We start from the raw sequence: 14,886 nt of genomic DNA on the forward strand, positions 1-14,886 counted from the left end.
GAAACCCCTCGTGTCCGTGCGATCTCGAATCGGGGCGGAACCGGTCGGCGTTGTCAGCCCGCCATGGCGTACCCGCGTGACCCGGCCAGCACCCGCCGGACCAGCCCGGACAGCGCCGCGGCCACCTCGTCGACGCGCTCGATGATCACCCCGTGCCCGGCGCCGTCGACCCGCACCAGCTCCGCCCCGGCGAGCTGCGAGGCGAGCACGACGGAGTGCGCGAACGGGGTCACCAGATCGGCCGAGCCCGCCAGCACCAGCGCCGGGATCCCGGCCAGCCGGTGCAGCCCATCGGTCTCGTCGAAGGTGCGCAGCGGCTCCAGGAAGCTGGTCATGGTGAGCAGCGGGGTCTCGTTGAACATGGCGATCGCGAGCGCCCGCACCCGCGGGCTCACCGGCGCGGTGCCCAGGTTCGCCTCGCCCATGATCGGCTCCAGCAGCCGCCGGGAGAGCCGGTGCGAGGCGCCCATGAACCGCGGCGCCCGCAGCACCGCCCGCTGCAGCGCGCCGATGGCGCGGCGGTTCAGCAACCGGCCGAGCCCGACCTCGGTGAGGCCGCTCGCGGCGGTGGCGATGAGCGCGAGCCCGGCGATCCTGGTGCCGACCGACTGCGGGAAGAGCCGGGCATGCGCGAGCGCCGTCATGGCGCCCATGGAGTGCCCGACCAGCACGATCGGGCCGGTCGGGGCGAGCGTGCGGAGCACCGCCTCCAGGTCGTGCGCCAGCTGGTCGATGGTATAGCTCGCGGCCGCGCCCGCCCCGGAGTGGCCGTGGCCGCGGTGGTCGTAGCTCACCAGCCGCGCGCTGCCGCCCCACTCCCGCGCCAGCCGCTCGCCGAGGAACGACCAGGTGTCGGCGCGCAGGCAGTGGCCGTGCACGAAGACCAGGGTGACCTCCGCGCTGTCGGCGCCGATGACCCTGGCCGCCAGCGGGGTGCCGTCGTCGGCGGCCACGGTGACCCGACGGTCCGCGACGGGAGCGATCGACGTGGTCATGGCAACACCTCCGGGGCTTGGACGTTTCCTTGCCTGGATGGTCGCCCCCCGCAAGCCCGCCGTTAACCCCCCGCACCTGCCGTTACGCAGCCGTGGCCGAACCGAGTCGTGCCGAGATCATGCGAGTATCGCGCAGTATTCGCTGTGTCCTAGATTCGCTTAGACAGTCCTGAGATACCGGCCGAAGTGCGGCACGGTGAAGCCGATGCTGCCGCGCTCGGCCGAGTAGATGAGCCCCTTCTTGATCAGCCCGTCCCTGGCCGGAGAGAGCGAGGCCGGCTTGCGGCCCAGCTCCTTGGCCACCGCCGCCGTCGCCACCGGGCCGTCGTCGCCCGCCAGGTCGGCCATGGCCCGCATGTATTCCCGCTCGGCCGGGGTCGCCCGCTCGTAGCGGGAGCCGAAGAAGCCGACCGCCAGCTCCTCCTCGGCGGCGGGCGCGGCCACCTCGACGTCCTCGGCCTCGATCGGGCTGCGCGGCGCCTGATCCCAGGTCGCCTTGCCGTAGGCCTGCACGAAATACGGGTAGCCGTCGGCCTTCTGGTAGAGCAGGTCGAGCGCTGCCGGGGTGAACTCCACGTCCTCGCGCTCGGCGGGGGCGATCAGCGCCTGGTCGGCGGAGTCCCGGTCCAGCCGGTCGATGCGGTGGTAGCTGAATAGTCGCTCCGAGTAGCTCTTCGAGGCGGAGAGGACCGCGGGCAGGTGCGGCAGCCCGGCTCCGACCACGATCAGCGGCGCGGCGTCCTGGCTCAGCTCGTGGCAGGCGCCGCAGATCGCGGAGATGTCCGCGGGCCCGAGATCCTGCATCTCGTCGATGAAGATCGCGATGCCGACGCCGATATCGCCCGCCAGCGCCGCGGCCTCGCCGAGCAGCTCGACCAGGTCGATCTCGATATCGCCGGAATCGGCGCGCCCGGTCACCGCCGGGACATCGATGCCTGGCTGCCAGCGGTCCCGCATGCCCCGGTCCGCGGTGGCGCGCAGCGCGAAGGCCTTGAGGATGCCGAGAAAATCGTCGACCCGCTCCGGGTTCCGGTGCGAGGTGGCGATGGCGCGCACCGCCATGTGCAGCGCGGAGGAGAGCGGCCTGCGCAGCTCCTGGTCCGGCCGCGCCTCCAGCTTGCCGGTGCCCCAGCCCCTGGCGACCGCGCCGGAGCGCAGCTGGTTCAGCAGCACCGTCTTGCCGACCCCGCGCAGCCCCGTGAGCACGACGCTGCGCTCCGGCCTGCCGCGCGCGATCCGCTCCAGCACGACGTCGAACGCGGTGAGTTGCTTTCCTCGGCCCGCGAGCTCGGGCGGGCGCTGCCCGGCGCCGGGCGCATACGGGTTCCGCACGGGGTCCATGCCCCGACACGCTAGTGCCTCGTCCGCGGAATCTGGGTATTTCTAAGCAATGTGCTAGAGAGCACTATCGAGCGGTGACGGGCACCGCAGGCGCACCGTGACCAGTCCGTGATATTGACTGGAATCGCCATGTCCCAGCTTGGGGCTTGTTTTGAAATAAGTGGGGTAAAAGTGCCTGCTCTTTGGGCTGGACAACAACGCGCGCGGGTCGTAATCTTCTCGTGACTTAGTGGAGTCTGTCGCTTCGTGAGGAAGGAGCGGCGCCGCTTGGTCGCCGTCATAGCGGCTGTCGGGGCCCGTTGGGTTCGCCGGCTTCGTCGCGCCGGGAGCGCCGGTTGGCGGGTGATGCGCAAAGAGGGAGAATCGGCTCGGTGGGTAAACACAGCTTGCAGCGGGATTCACGCGTTCCGGGTTCCGTCAAGGGTGCTCTGGTCATGGGTGCGGTAGCGGCGACGGGCGCCATGCCCGCGATCCCTGCCATGGCGGCCACCATCGACATTCCCGGTCTCGGCTCGTTCGACGTCCCGCAGGAGTTCGAACAGCCGGCCCAGCAGCTGGAGCAGCAGCTGACCGCCGCGCTCGGTTCGCTGCCCGCGGCCCCGCAGGGCGCGCCCGCACTCCCCGGCTTCGCCGCGCCGGAGCTGCAGGGCATGTTCGCCCCGCAGGTGGAGAGCACCGCGGGCGACATCGCGCTCGACGCCGCCAAGTCCAAGGTGGGCGCCTCCTACGTCTGGGGCGCCACCGGCCCGAGCAGCTTCGACTGCTCCGGCCTGGTGCAGTGGGCCTTCAAGCAGGCCGGCGTCGAGCTGCCGCGCACCAGCTTCGAGCAGTCGCACGTCGGCGCCCCGGTCGCCTTCGACGACCTGCGCGCCGGTGACATCGTGATCACCAATGGCGGCGGCCACGTCGGCATCTACGCCGGCGACGGCAAGCTGCTGAACGCGGTGCAGTCCGGCACCCCGGTCTCCTACACCAACCTCTCCGCGGACGAGGTCGTCACCGCCCGCCGCGTGCTCTGACGATTGCCCCCTGAGCAGAGCGCACCGGCACAGGCCCGGGTCGACTCCTGGACCTGGGCGGTGCGCCTGTTCAAAACCCGCTCGGCCGCCGCGGAGGCATGCCGCGGCGGACACGTCCGGGTGAACGGCGCCACCGCCAAACCGGCGCAGCAGGTGAAGCTCGGCGACGAAGTCCGGATCCGGGCCGCCGGAGTGGAACGCATCGTCATCGTGGAACGCATCGTCACGAAGCGAGTCGGGCCACCCATTGCCGCTCAGTGCCTGATCGACCGCAGCCCGCCGCCGCCGTCGAGGGAAGTTCTCGCTTCCCAGCCGCGGCGGGATCGGGGAAGTGGCCGGCCCACCAAGCGGGAGCGCCGCGAGACCGATCGGCTGCTCGGGCGTACCGAGAACTAGTGCGGGTGTAGCTCTCCCGCCGCGAAGCGTTTGCGGCATTCGCCGCGCCGTATCTTTCCGCTGGATGTTCGCGGGATCTCTCCCGGTGGGACCAGGAGCACCGTTCGCGGCACCACCTCGTGGACGCGGGTGATGGCGGATCGGATCCTGGTCGTTGTCTCGATGTCGACGCTCGGTGTCTCCGCCACGATCACCAGGGATTCCCGGTGGCCGTCGTCGTGGCCGAAGGCGGCTACCAGGCGGATATTCGGCGCAGCCGTCGCCGCTGTCTGCTCCAGATCGGCCGGGTGGTGGTTACGGCCGTCCAGCACCACCAGGTCTTTCGCGCGGCCGACGATGTAGAGCTCGCCATGGTGCTCGAAGCCGAGATCGCCGGTGTGCAGCCAGTTCTCGGCATCGGGGGCGCAGACATTCGGGCCGGATACCTGAATTTCGCCCACCTGGTTCGCAGTCAGCGGTCTGCCATTCTCCGGGTCGACGATTCTGATGCGCTGACCCGCCGGTGGGCCGCAGCCGACCAGCGTGACAGCGGGTTCGGTGCTCGCCGGTCGAGCGTAGCCGGTGCTCAGGGCCGCTCTGTCCAGGTCGAGGAAGGTCGGCTCGCGGTCCTGCGGGGTCAGGGTGACGGTGAGGGTGGCCTCGGCGAGGCCGTAGCCGGGGGCGTGCGCGCGGTGGCGGAAGCCCGCGGGGGTGAATGTTTCGGTGAAGGCGCGCAGGGTGGCGGCGCGGATCGGTTCGGCGCCGTTGAGGATGGCATCCAGGGACGTCAGATTCAATTCCGTCACTTGACGTTTCGTGGTCGTCGCTGTCGTGAGCGCCAGCGCGAAATCCGGTGCGCCCGTTGTGCCCGCGCCGAAGTCGGAGCAGGCGCGGAGCCAGCGGATGGGGCGTTTCACGAAATCGACCGGGGCGAGGGTTATGCCATGCACCCCGGACCAGATCGGTAGTGCGAGGGTGAGTACCAGCCCCATGTCGTGGAAGAAGGGGAGCCAGCCCACGATGGGCTTGTGTCGCGCGGCGGGGATTACCGCGCGGAGTTGTTCCAGTGCGGCGGTGAGATTCGCCGATTCCACGCGAATTCCGGTCGGTGCTCCGGTGGAGCCGGAGGTGTACTGGAGATATGCGGGAGCTTTGCCCTTCGGTAGCTCGGGGGAATCCGCCGTGCGATTCGGCTCGATGGCGAGCACACTCCCGGCGAATTGCGCGGAGATCTCGTCGCCGGGGTCGATCAGGGTGAGTTGCGGTGTGGCGTCGGCGAATATCCCGGTCAGCCGCTCGGGGTGCCTGCCGACGGGAAAGAGCGGGACGGCGAGGCGATCCGCCGCCAGGCAGGCGAGGAAGGCGAGCACATAGCCGTGGCCGTGGCCGGTGAGCAGCGCGATCCGAGCGCCCGGTGCCGTGCGGGCGCGGATGTCTCGTGCGAGTCCGGCCACCGCGGCGGACAGCTCCGCGTAGGTGAGCGTGTGCGGGATGTAGTCGGTGCCGTCCCGGCTGCCGGGGGCGGGGTAGCCGAGGGCCGTGTAGGCGGGGGCATCCGGACGCTCGCGGGCCCAGCGGGCCAGCCGGTCGACAAGACTCTCAGTCACCGCGGCCCAGCCGCTCCGCGAGCATGGCCGCCAGCGCGGCGACGGTCGGGTGGCCGAAGATCTCGGCGGTGGAGAGCCGCACCTGCAGGCGGGATTCCAGGACTCGGCGCAGCTCGATGCCGAGCAGCGAGGTCAGGCCGAGATCGTTGAAGTCGGCGGCGGGGTCGACCTCGTCGGCGGGGCGGTCGAGGGCGGCGGCCAGTGCGGCGCGCACGATCTGGGTCAGGGGGCGGGGCGGGGCGTCGGGATGGATGGGCGCGGTGGATTCCGCTGTGCCGCCGAGGGTCTGGGTGAGCCGCTCGCCGACGGGGGAGTGGTCGCCCTGGCCGGCCCAGTCGAGGGCGAGCAGGTACGGCGCCTCGTGCCGGAGCACCTCCGCGAAGAGCGCGGCGCCGCACTCCGGATCGAAGGCCCGGATGCCGGCCCGGCGCAGGTGGCCCGCGCCGCCCGCCGCCTCGGTCAGCCCGGACGACCAGACGCCCCAGCCCACGCTGGTCACCCGGCGGCCGCGCTGCGCGGCGGCGAGTGCGTCCATGGCGGCGTTCGCGGCCGCGTACGCCGCCTGGCCCGGCGAGCCGAAGGCGCCGGTCGCGGAGGAGAAGAGCAGGACGAAGTCGGTGGGATCGGTGGCGGTGAGTTCGAGCAGGTGCTTGGCGGCGGTGGCCTTCGCTGCGAGCATGCCGGTGAGTTGCTCCGGCGTCACATCCGGGAAGGCGGCGTCCCGCAGGGTGCCCGCGGCGTGGATGACGCCGCGTACCGTCGAGCCCCACTCGCGGATGTCGTGCAGCGCCGCGGCCAGGTCGGCGCGGTCGGTGACATCGCAGCGGACCACCACGATGCGGTCCTCCAGGCCGTCGAGGACGGCGGGCATGGGGCGCGGCGCCCTGGTCAGCACCACGACGTCGCGGGCGCCCTCGGCGAGCAGCCAGCGCACCGCGAGCGAACCGAGCGCGCCGAGGCCGCCGGTGACCACGTAGGTGCCGGTGGCATCGATCGAGACCGGGGTCGCCGCCTCCGGGTCGGCGCGGACGAAACGGCGCACCGAAGTCGTTCCGGCGACGCGGAGTTCGGGCGGGAGCGCGGAGTCGGTGACCGCGCGGAGCAGGGCGTCGTCGGTGCGGGTGGCCCGCCACACCAGGCGGATTCGGAGCGCGGACTCCAGTTGCAGGCTGCGGACCAGCCCCGCCAGTGCGGCGGCGGGGTGCAACCCGGCTGCCGACGGCGCCTCGTCGATCGGGAGCAGCACGGTCAGTGCGGCCGTCGCGGGGGCCGCCGTCACGTGCTGGAGGAGGGCGAGGGTGCGGGTGAGGGCGGCGACGGTGGTGCTCTCGGGCTGCGGGTTCGCGGGCCAGGCGAGGACCACGGCGAGCCGGGCCGCGGCGGTGTGGCCGGTGAGCACCGCCTGGACCAGGGGGAGCGCGGCGTCGGGGTCGCGGGCGATCCGCTCGGTCGGCAGGGTGCGCGCGAGGGCGCGGGCCAACCGGACGGCGTCCTCGGAGTCGCCGATCACCAGCGCGCGGCGAATGTCCGTCGCGGGCTTGCCCGCGGCGGCACTGCCCGGTGTGGTGACCGCGCGGGCCGTCGCCTGCGGCTCGTCCCCCTCGGCGGCCACCGCCCGAGCCCCGGGGTCTGCCGAGGGCCACCCCTGAGCGGTCACCGCCAGCGGCACCCAGTGCTCGGTGCGCAGGACGTCGGCGCGGTGCGGCGCGGAGTGCACCGGCAACGCGGGATCGGTGAACCGCACCCGCACCCCGAGCAGCGCCAGCATGGGAATGCCGTGCTGGTCGGTGGCGACCACATCGCCCACCAGCCCGGCCCCCGACCGCTCCCGAACCAGGGCGTGCGCCTCGCCGACGGTGCGCCCGGGTTCGGTGGTGAGCCAGGCGTTCTCGATGCCGATGGGCAGCGGCACCCGCCCCTCCGGCAGCCCGTCGGCGGCCGCGGCCAGCACGTGCAGACACCCGTCGAGGGTGGCCGAGCGCTGTGGGTCGGCGGCGTCCAGCTCGCCGACCGCCCGATCCCGATCCACCGCGAGCCCGCGCAGCGGGCGGAAGGCAGGGCCGTACTCCAGCCCGCGCTCGCGCAGCTCCGCGTAGAAGCGCGCTACCGGGACGTCCCGCATGCGCGGCCGGGCGGCTCGATTTGTATCGACCACCCGCATCCATGCGACGATATCCCCGGGCGTGGGGTCACCGGCGGACCGAGTCGAAGCCAGCGCCGAGGAACCCGTGACCCCCGCCCGCAGGCCGGGCCCGCCCGCCTCCTCCCGGTAGGCCACCGCGGGCACCGCATCCGAGCGCGTGAGTTCGTGCACCGCGAAGCCGCGCACCGCCGAGGCCCCGGTCCGGGCGCGCGCCGCGTGCAGCAGCCGCAGCAGCCAGTACACCGCGGGGATGAGCGGCACCCCCGCCACCACGTGGTCGGCCGGATCGTCGGCCGGGAAGGCCGCCTCGGTGAGCGCGGGCGGCGCCGGCACCAGCAGCGGGAAGCGGCGGCGCTGCCAGCGGCGGCGCGGCGGCGGCTCGGTCAGCGGGCCGAGCGCGGACCAGTCCGGGGTGCGGCCCGCCACGTGCAATTCGCCGAGGCAGGCCAGGAGCGCCGCGACCTCGTCGGCGCGGTCGGCGGTGGCGTGCGCGCTGTGCGCGAAGGCGGGGATGTCGCGGATGGCGGGCAGCAGCACCGGGTGCGGCGCGATCTCCAGCGCGGTGCCGAAGCCGTCCGCGCCCGCGCGCTCCAGCGCCGCGCCGAGATGCACCGTGCCGACGGCGTTCTCGGCCCAGTACCCGGCATCGGTGCCTGCGGAGCCGATGGTCTGGCCCGCCCGCGCGGTGGAGTACAGCGGAAGCCGCGGCACCAGGGGCTCGATCTTGGACAGCGCCGCGCGCAGCTCCGGCGCCACCGGCGCCACCTGCGGGCTGTGCGCCGCGAAGCGCACCGCGACCCGGCGCGCGAAGAGCCCGCGCCGCTTCGCCCGGCGCAGCAGGATGTCCACGTAGCGGCGGGATCCGGAGATCACCACCGAGCGCGGGCCGTTCACCGCCGCCACCGCCACCTCCGCCGCGATCGGCTCCACCAGCGTCTCCGCCACCGACAGCTCGGCCTCCAGCACGGCCATGGCGCCGCGCCCGTCGAGCCGCCCGAGCAGGGCGCCCCTCGCCACCGCGACCAGGGCCGCGTCCGCGAGCGGGAGCGCGCCCGCGGCGACCGCCGCCGCGACCTCGCCCAGGCTGTGCCCGGTGACCGCGTCCGGCCGGACGCCCCAGTGCGCGAGCAGCCGCAGCATGCCGACCTGGTAGACGAAGAGCGCCGGTTGCACGGTCGCCGTCGCCTCGTCGGCGGTGAAGCCGCCGTCCGGGGTCCAGACCCGCGGGCCACCGGCGGCCAGTACCGCGTCGGCCGCCTCGGCGAGCCCGGCGGCGAAGGCGGGGAAGCGGGCCGCGAGGGCGTCGCCCATGCCCGCGAACTGTCCGCCCTGGCCGGAGAAGACGAAGAGGAGGCCGCCGGGGGCCGGGGTTCCTGGCGCGAGTACGCCCGGCGCGTCCCTGGCTTCGGCGAGGGCGCGCAGCCGCTCGATCGCCGAATCCGCGTCGGTGGCGAGTATCGCCGCGCGGGCGGGTTCGGGCAGCCTGCGCGCCTCGGCGGTGGCCAGTGCGGCGAGCCGCGCACCGCCGGAGGAATCGCCTTCGCCCCCCCGTGCGAGCGCATCGCCTTCGATCCCCGCCGCGAGCGCGTCGCCATCGATCCCCGCCGCGAGCGCGTCGGCGACGGCTCCTGCCCGCAGCCGCACCTCCTCCGCATCCCGCCCGGTCAGCGGAATCAATACCGGTCCCGCAACCCCCGACGGCCCTGCCGCCACCCCACGCACGACGACGTGCGCGTTCGTCCCCCCGAACCCGAACGAGCTCACCCCCGCCCACCGCGCACCCGGCGGCACCGCCGACCAGTCCACCGCGCGCACGGCGGGCCGCAGCCGGTGCTCGCCCAACCGCAGCAGCGGGTTCGGCGTGCGCGCGTGCAGCGTCGGCGGAATCACCCCGTGCCGGACGGCGAGCGCCGTCTTGATCAGCCCGGCCACCCCCGCCGCCGCCTCCAGGTGCCCGAGATTCGACTTCACCGACCCCAGCCACACGGGCTCCCGATCCGGCTCCCCGCCCAGCACCGCGGCCAGCGCCCCGACCTCGACGGCGTCGCCGAGCGGCGTCCCGGTGCCGTGGCACTCCACGTACCCGGCCCGCTCCGGCTCCACCCCCGCCCGCCGCCAGGCCGCGCGCACGACCTCCTGCTGCGCCTTCCCGCTCGGCGCGTAGAGCCCGTTCGAGCGCCCGTCCGAGCCGACCGCGCTCCCCGCGATCTCGGCGTAGATCCGCGCCCCCGACGCCACCGCGTCGGCGGTGCGCTGCAGCACCACCACCGCGCAGCCGTCGCTCCTGGTGTAGCCGTCGGCGGCGGCGGCGAAGGGCTTGCACCGGCCGTCCGGCGCCAGGAAACCGCCGTCGGCCAGGTACTCCGATGTGTGCGGCAGCAGCACCAGATTCACCCCGCCGACCACTGCGAACGGCACCGCCGGGTCGGCGAGCAGCCGCACCGCCAGATCCACCGCCGCGAGCGAGGACGAGCAGGCGCTGTCCAGCACCAGGCTCGGGCCGTGCAGGTCGAGAGCGTAGGAGATGCGGTTGGCGACAATGCTGAGCGCCGACCCGGTGACCGCGAACGGGGCATCGTGGCCACCCGCGCCGAGCACCGAGATGCCGTGGTCGAAGGTGCAGGCCCCGAAGAGCACGGCGGCGCCGGAACCCGGTGCCCGATAGCCGATCCCGGCGTCGTCCAGCGCCTCGGCGGTCACCTCCAGCGCCAGCCGCTGCTGCGGGTCCATCACCGCGGCCTCCCGGTCCTGGATGCCGAACCGGCCGTTGTCGAAGCGGTCGATACCGCGCAGGTAGCCGCCGTGCCGGGTGAGCGGGCGGTCCGGCGGCGGGGCCCCGGTGGCGTCCAGCCCGGTGGACAGCAGCCGCCAGAGCTCCGCGGGGCCGTCCGCGCCTGGAAGCCGGCAGCCGATGCCGACGAGGGAGATCGGGGTCATGCGGTGAGGTGCTCGACCAGCTGCTCGATGCTGGCATGGTCGTACAGCGCGACGAGCGGGATCGCCACGCCGAGCGCCTCCTCCAGCTCGCCGGTGAGCCGGGCCAGCTGGGTGGAGTTCAGCCCGAGTTCGGTGAAGGGCGCGGTGGTCGAGACCGGCCCGGCGTCGGCCGGGAGCAGCGCGGTGATCGCCGCGACCGCCGCGGCCGTGAAGGCCGCCCGCCGTGCGGCCCTTCCCTCGGGTACCCCGGCGCGCATCGCGACCTCCCTCTGCCCGGCTCGCGGCCGGGAATCCCTCAGCGATTATGCCCGAGGGAAGTGGCGAATGCGCTGCGCAGCTGGGTCTTTCACGCCGGGCCCCGCAGATCGGGGCGGCGGAGGGTCAGCGCGCGGGCGGTGCGCGATCCGCGCTGCCGCGCAAGCCGAGGCCACGGGGCCATCGAGGCGCGGCCCGGCCCGCCGCGGGCAGGCCGCCGAGCGCTCCCGCCGGGACCGGGCGTCGCTACAGTGGCCCCATGCCGGGAGACGACCGCACCGCGACGGTGCCGACCCTGCTGCGCTGCTGCGCCGCACTCGCCGCGACCCCGGGGCGGCTGCTCCGCCCCCGCAAACCGGACACCGCGCTGCTCGCCGGAGTACGGCTCACCGACCCGCCGCCCGCACGGGCGACGGTCGCGCTGACCGCCATCACCCAGGCCACCATGCACGTGCCGACCACCATCCTCGCCGAGGGCGTTCGCGACCTCGGCCGCACGACGCTGGCCATGGGCAGTTTCCTCATCGAGCACCCGAAGGCGCGGTTCCTCGTCGACCCGGCGCTCTGCTCCGGCGTGCACGAGCGGGTGCTGCCCGAGCTGCCCTTCCCGGTGCCGCTGCTGGTCGCCCCGGATAAGCCGGTGCTCGGGCTGGCCGACGCGCTGGCCGCGCGCGACGTCGCGGTGGACTCGATCGACTTCGTGCTCCCCACCCACCTGCACTGGGACCACGTCTCCGGCCTGCTCGAGCTGCCCGAGCAGGTGCCGCTGCGGCTGCCCGCCGTCGAGCGGGACTGGGCGCTGGCCGGGCCGCGCGCCCCCATCGGCGTCGCCCGCGGCCCGCTGCGCGGCCGCGGCACCGAGCCGCTCGAGCTGGACGGCCCTCCGGTCTTCGGCTTCCCGCGCAGCCATGACCTCTTCGGCGACGGTTCGGTGCTGCTGGTCGACCTGCACGGCCACACCCCAGGCAGCGTCGGCGTGCTGCTCGCGGTCGACGACGGCAGCCGGGTGCTGCTCGCGGGCGACGCCGTCTGGAGCAAACTCCAGGTGGACACGCTGCGCGAGAAGGCTCCCATGCCGGGTCAGCTCTTCGACGCCGACCGGGACGCCGCCTTCGCCACCATCCACCGCCTGCACACGCTCCCCGACGGCATCGAGCTCATCGCGAGCCACGACCACGCCGCGGTCACCGCCCGCGCCGCCCGCAATCCGCAGCGCTAGCGCAGGGCCGGCCCGACACGCCCGGCAGAAATGCGGGTGCCGCGCAGGGCCTCCCCTGCGCGGCACCCAGGTCACCGCCGCTTTTCGCCGTTCGCGGCGGCGACGTCCCTAGGGGGCGACCAGCTCCGCGAGCCGCGCGGTGATCAGCTCCGTTGCCTCCCGCACCATCCGCTCGACGAGCACCGCGCAGGTCGGGATGTCCTCGATCAGCCCCTGCGCCAGACCGGTCGACCAGATGCCCGCATCCAGATCGCCCTCCTCGAACACCTTGCGACCGCGCGCGCCGGCGACCAGCTCGCGCACGTCCTCGAAGGTGCCGCCCGCCTTCTCGATCTCGACCACCTTGCGGCTGATGGCATTGTCCGCGACCCGCGCGGTATTGCGCAGGGTGCGGAAGATGAGCTGGGTGTCCAGCTCGGAGTTGGCCACGATCTGCTCCTTGACCTTCTGGTCGATGGAGGACTCCGCGGTGCAGAGGAAGCGGGTGCCCATGTTCACCCCGTCCGCGCCCAGCGCCAGCGCGGCGACCAGGCCGCGGGCATCCGCGATACCGCCCGAGGCGATCACCGGGATGTCCAGCACCCTCGTCGCGGCCGGGATCAGGATCAGCCCGGGCACGTCGTCCTCGCCGGGGTGCCCGGCGCACTCGAAGCCGTCGATGCTCACGCCGTCGACGCCGATCTTCTGCGCCTTCAGCGCGTGCCGGACGCTGGTGCACTTGTGCAGCACCTTCACCCCGGCCTCGCGGTAGGCGGGCAGGAAGGGCTCCGGGTTGCTCCCCGCGGTCTCGACGATCTTGATGCCGCTCTCGATGATGGCCCGCGCGTACTCCTCGTACGGCGGCGGGTTGATCGAGGGCAGGATGGTGAGGTTGACGCCGAACGGCTTGTCCGTGAGTTCCCGGGTCCGCGCGATCTCCTTGCGCAGGTCGTCGGGGGTGGGCTGGGTCAGCGCGGTGATGAAGCCGAGCGCGCCGGTGTTCGCGACGGCCGCGACGAGCTCGGCCCGGCCGACCCACATCATGCCGCCCTGCACGATCGGGTGCTCCACGCCGAATGTCTCGGTGAACCTGGTCCGCAGCATTGCGCTCTCTCCTCAGTGTTCGCGCGGGCGTGCCGGAAATCGCCCCGCACCCGACGATCGTGACACGGCGATCCACCCGGCTACAACCCACAAGTGAGCCGAGATTCGCAATCGGCCTCCGTGATTGTCCGGGAAGATCACCCGGAGGGGAGGGAAAAACAGCAGTTCCACCTCGATACTGAGAGGAAAAACCCAGATTCGTCTCCTGAACCGAGATTCCCATCCGGAGCTGTTGCCCACCGGAAAAGTTAGTTGTTATTCTGGCCCGAAACCTGCCGTCGGTGGCGTGGGTCACTCAGGACTCACCGCGGGTGGCGGTTCGAGAGGAGTTCGTGGGATGACCACAGGTGCACAGGCGCTGGACGAGCCGATCCGCTCGCGTCGCAACCACTGGAACAACCAGCTCGCGACGCACGCGCTGATGCGGCCGGACGCGGTGGCGCTGCGGTTCAAGGGCGCCGACACCACGTGGCGGCAGCTGCACGAGCGCTCGCTGAAGTTCGCGGACGCGCTGGCCCGCCGCGGCGTCGGCTTCGGCGACCGGGTGCTCATCCTGGCGCTGAACTACCCCGAGTACCTGGAGGCGGTGTTCGGCATCAACGCGCTCGGCGCCATCGCGGTGCCGGTGAACTTCCGGCTCACCCCGCCCGAGGTCGCCTACATCGTGAGCGACAGCGGCGCCAAGGCGGTCGTCACCGACAGCCTGCTGCAGCCGCTCGCCGTCGCGGTGCGGGCGCAGGCGCAGGGGCTGGAGTCGGTCTTCGTGATCAACGGCGCCTCCGGCGACGGCGTGATCGGCTTCGACGACGCGCTTGCCGAGGAGGGCGAGCGCCACGTCCCGCGCGACATCCCGGAGGACACCCCCTCGCTCATCATGTACACCTCGGGCACCACCGGCAGCCCCAAGGGCGCGGTGCTCTCCTACGCGAACATGAACGGGCAGGCGCTGACCTGTATCCGCGCGCTCTCCTCCACCCCGGACACGGTCGGCTTCTGCACCTCGCCGCTCTTCCACATCGCCGGGCTCGGCAGCCTCGCGCCCGCCTTCATGCTCGGCTCCAAGACCGTGCTGCACCCGCTCGGCGCCTTCGACCCGGTCGAGTTCCTGGACGCGGTCGAGGCCGAGGGCGCGACCACCGCCTTCTGCGTCCCCGCGCAGTGGCAGGCCATCTGCGCCGTGCCAGGGGTCAAGGAGCGCAAGACGGCGCTCGAGGTGCTGAGCTGGGGCGCGGCCCCCGCCTCGAACAGCGTGCTGGAGGCGATGGCGGAGTGCTTCCCGAACGCCTCCAATGTCGCGGTGTTCGGGCAGACCGAGATGTCGCCGATCACCTGCGTGCTCGAGGGCAAGGACGCGCTGCGCAAGCTGGGGTCGGTCGGCAAGCCCATCCCGACCATCCAGGCCCGCGTGGTCGACGACGAGATGAACGACGTCGCCCCCGGCGAGATCGGCGAGATCGTCTACCGCGGCCCGACCCTCATGCAGGGCTACTGGAACAAGCCAGAGGCCACCGCCGATGCCTTCGCCTGCGGCTGGTTCCACTCCGGTGACCTGGTCAAGCAGGACGACGAGGGCTTCGTCTGGGTGGTCGACCGCAAGAAGGACATGATCATCTCGGGCGGCGAGAACATCTACTGCGCCGAGGTGGAGAACGTGCTCTTCGCGCACCCGAAGATCCGCGAGGCCGCGGTGATCGGGCGGGCGCACGAGAAGTGGGGCGAGGTGCCGGTCGCGGTGGTCGCGCTGCTCGACGCCGATGCCGAGCTCACGCTCGAGGAGCTGGAGCCCTTCCTGAACGAGAGCCTGGCCCGGTACAAGCACCCGAAGGATCTGGTGGTGGTCGCGGAGCTGCCGCGCAATGCCAGCGGCAAGGTCGTGAAGGTGCAGTTGCGGAAAGAGTTCTCGTCCTGATCT

General features: G+C 72.9%; 10 protein-coding genes. 4 read left to right on the forward strand and 6 right to left on the reverse strand.

The genetic code is table 11. The annotated features are described in order from the left end of the window. Positions 1-53: 53 nt before the first annotated feature. Positions 54-995: an alpha/beta fold hydrolase gene (locus NH2_RS05295; protein WP_067648913.1), complete on the reverse strand. Its 942-nt coding sequence runs from the start codon at positions 993-995 to the stop codon at positions 54-56. Positions 996-1,154: 159 nt separating this feature from the next. Further along, positions 1,155-2,336: an ATP-binding protein gene (locus NH2_RS05300; RefSeq protein WP_067648916.1), complete on the reverse strand. Its 1,182-nt coding sequence runs from the start codon at positions 2,334-2,336 to the stop codon at positions 1,155-1,157. 434 nt (positions 2,337-2,770) lie between these two features. On the opposite strand from NH2_RS05300, the gene NH2_RS05305 reads away from it, so the two are divergent. Continuing rightward, positions 2,771-3,355, forward strand: a complete 585-nt coding sequence (locus NH2_RS05305; RefSeq protein WP_067648918.1) for a C40 family peptidase — start codon at positions 2,771-2,773, stop codon at positions 3,353-3,355. Positions 3,356-3,358: 3 nt separating this feature from the next. Then, positions 3,359-3,751, forward strand: a complete 393-nt coding sequence (locus NH2_RS05310) for an RNA-binding S4 domain-containing protein (RefSeq protein WP_067648921.1) — start codon at positions 3,359-3,361, stop codon at positions 3,749-3,751. On the opposite strand, the gene NH2_RS05315 is transcribed toward NH2_RS05310, so the two are convergent. Genes NH2_RS05315 through NH2_RS05325 form a run of 3 tightly spaced genes read right to left on the reverse strand, consistent with a single transcriptional unit; the run spans position 3,748 to position 10,674 of the window. Then, positions 3,748-5,337: a fatty acyl-AMP ligase gene (locus NH2_RS05315; protein WP_084505227.1), complete on the reverse strand. Its 1,590-nt coding sequence runs from the start codon at positions 5,335-5,337 to the stop codon at positions 3,748-3,750. The two genes, NH2_RS05310 and NH2_RS05315, sit on opposite strands and share 4 nt — an antisense overlap. After that, positions 5,330-10,417 carry a type I polyketide synthase gene (locus NH2_RS05320; protein ID WP_067648924.1) on the reverse strand — a complete coding sequence of 1,696 codons (5,088 nt, stop codon included), beginning with the start codon at positions 10,415-10,417 and terminating at the stop codon, positions 5,330-5,332. Before NH2_RS05320 ends, NH2_RS05315 begins: the two co-directional genes overlap by 8 nt. Then, on the reverse strand, positions 10,414-10,674 hold the full coding sequence (locus tag NH2_RS05325; protein ID WP_067648927.1) for an acyl carrier protein: 261 nt from the start codon (positions 10,672-10,674) through the stop codon (positions 10,414-10,416). Before NH2_RS05325 ends, NH2_RS05320 begins: the two co-directional genes overlap by 4 nt. Positions 10,675-10,931: 257 nt before the next feature. On the opposite strand from NH2_RS05325, the gene NH2_RS05330 reads away from it, so the two are divergent. After that, a complete protein-coding gene (locus NH2_RS05330; RefSeq protein ID WP_067648930.1) occupies positions 10,932-11,891 on the forward strand; it encodes an MBL fold metallo-hydrolase in 960 nt (319 codons plus the stop codon). A 108-nt stretch (positions 11,892-11,999) separates the two neighbouring features. Here NH2_RS05330 and NH2_RS05335 read toward each other — a convergent pair whose 3' ends face one another. Next, positions 12,000-12,974: an NAD(P)H-dependent flavin oxidoreductase gene (locus tag NH2_RS05335; protein WP_067648933.1), complete on the reverse strand. Its 975-nt coding sequence runs from the start codon at positions 12,972-12,974 to the stop codon at positions 12,000-12,002. A gap of 337 nt (positions 12,975-13,311) precedes the next feature. Between NH2_RS05335 and fadD5 the strand changes: the two genes are divergently transcribed. Next, positions 13,312-14,883 (forward strand): fatty-acid--CoA ligase FadD5, encoded by a 1,572-nt coding sequence (fadD5, locus tag NH2_RS05340; RefSeq protein WP_067648936.1) that lies wholly within the window; start codon positions 13,312-13,314, stop codon positions 14,881-14,883. The last annotated feature ends 3 nt before the right edge of the window (positions 14,884-14,886 follow it).

It is taken from the genome of Nocardia harenae NBRC 108248, from assembly GCF_001612885.1.
Lineage (GTDB): Bacteria > Actinomycetota > Actinomycetes > Mycobacteriales > Mycobacteriaceae > Nocardia > Nocardia harenae.

What these genes read in the sequence shown, in the direction of transcription:
- NH2_RS05295 (WP_067648913.1), bottom strand. Translation starts at nt 995, where the DNA reads ATGACCACGTCGATCGCTCCCGTCGCGGACCGTCGGGTCACCGTGGCC.
- NH2_RS05300 (WP_067648916.1), bottom strand. Translation starts at nt 2,336, where the DNA reads ATGGACCCCGTGCGGAACCCGTATGCGCCCGGCGCCGGGCAGCGCCCG.
- NH2_RS05305 (WP_067648918.1), top strand. Translation starts at nt 2,771, where the DNA reads ATGGGTGCGGTAGCGGCGACGGGCGCCATGCCCGCGATCCCTGCCATG.
- NH2_RS05320 (WP_067648924.1), bottom strand. Translation starts at nt 10,417, where the DNA reads ATGACCCCGATCTCCCTCGTCGGCATCGGCTGCCGGCTTCCAGGCGCG.
- NH2_RS05325 (WP_067648927.1), bottom strand. Translation starts at nt 10,674, where the DNA reads ATGCGCGCCGGGGTACCCGAGGGAAGGGCCGCACGGCGGGCGGCCTTC.
- NH2_RS05330 (WP_067648930.1), top strand. Translation starts at nt 10,932, where the DNA reads ATGCCGGGAGACGACCGCACCGCGACGGTGCCGACCCTGCTGCGCTGC.
- NH2_RS05335 (WP_067648933.1), bottom strand. Translation starts at nt 12,974, where the DNA reads ATGCTGCGGACCAGGTTCACCGAGACATTCGGCGTGGAGCACCCGATC.
- fadD5 (WP_067648936.1), top strand. Translation starts at nt 13,312, where the DNA reads ATGACCACAGGTGCACAGGCGCTGGACGAGCCGATCCGCTCGCGTCGC.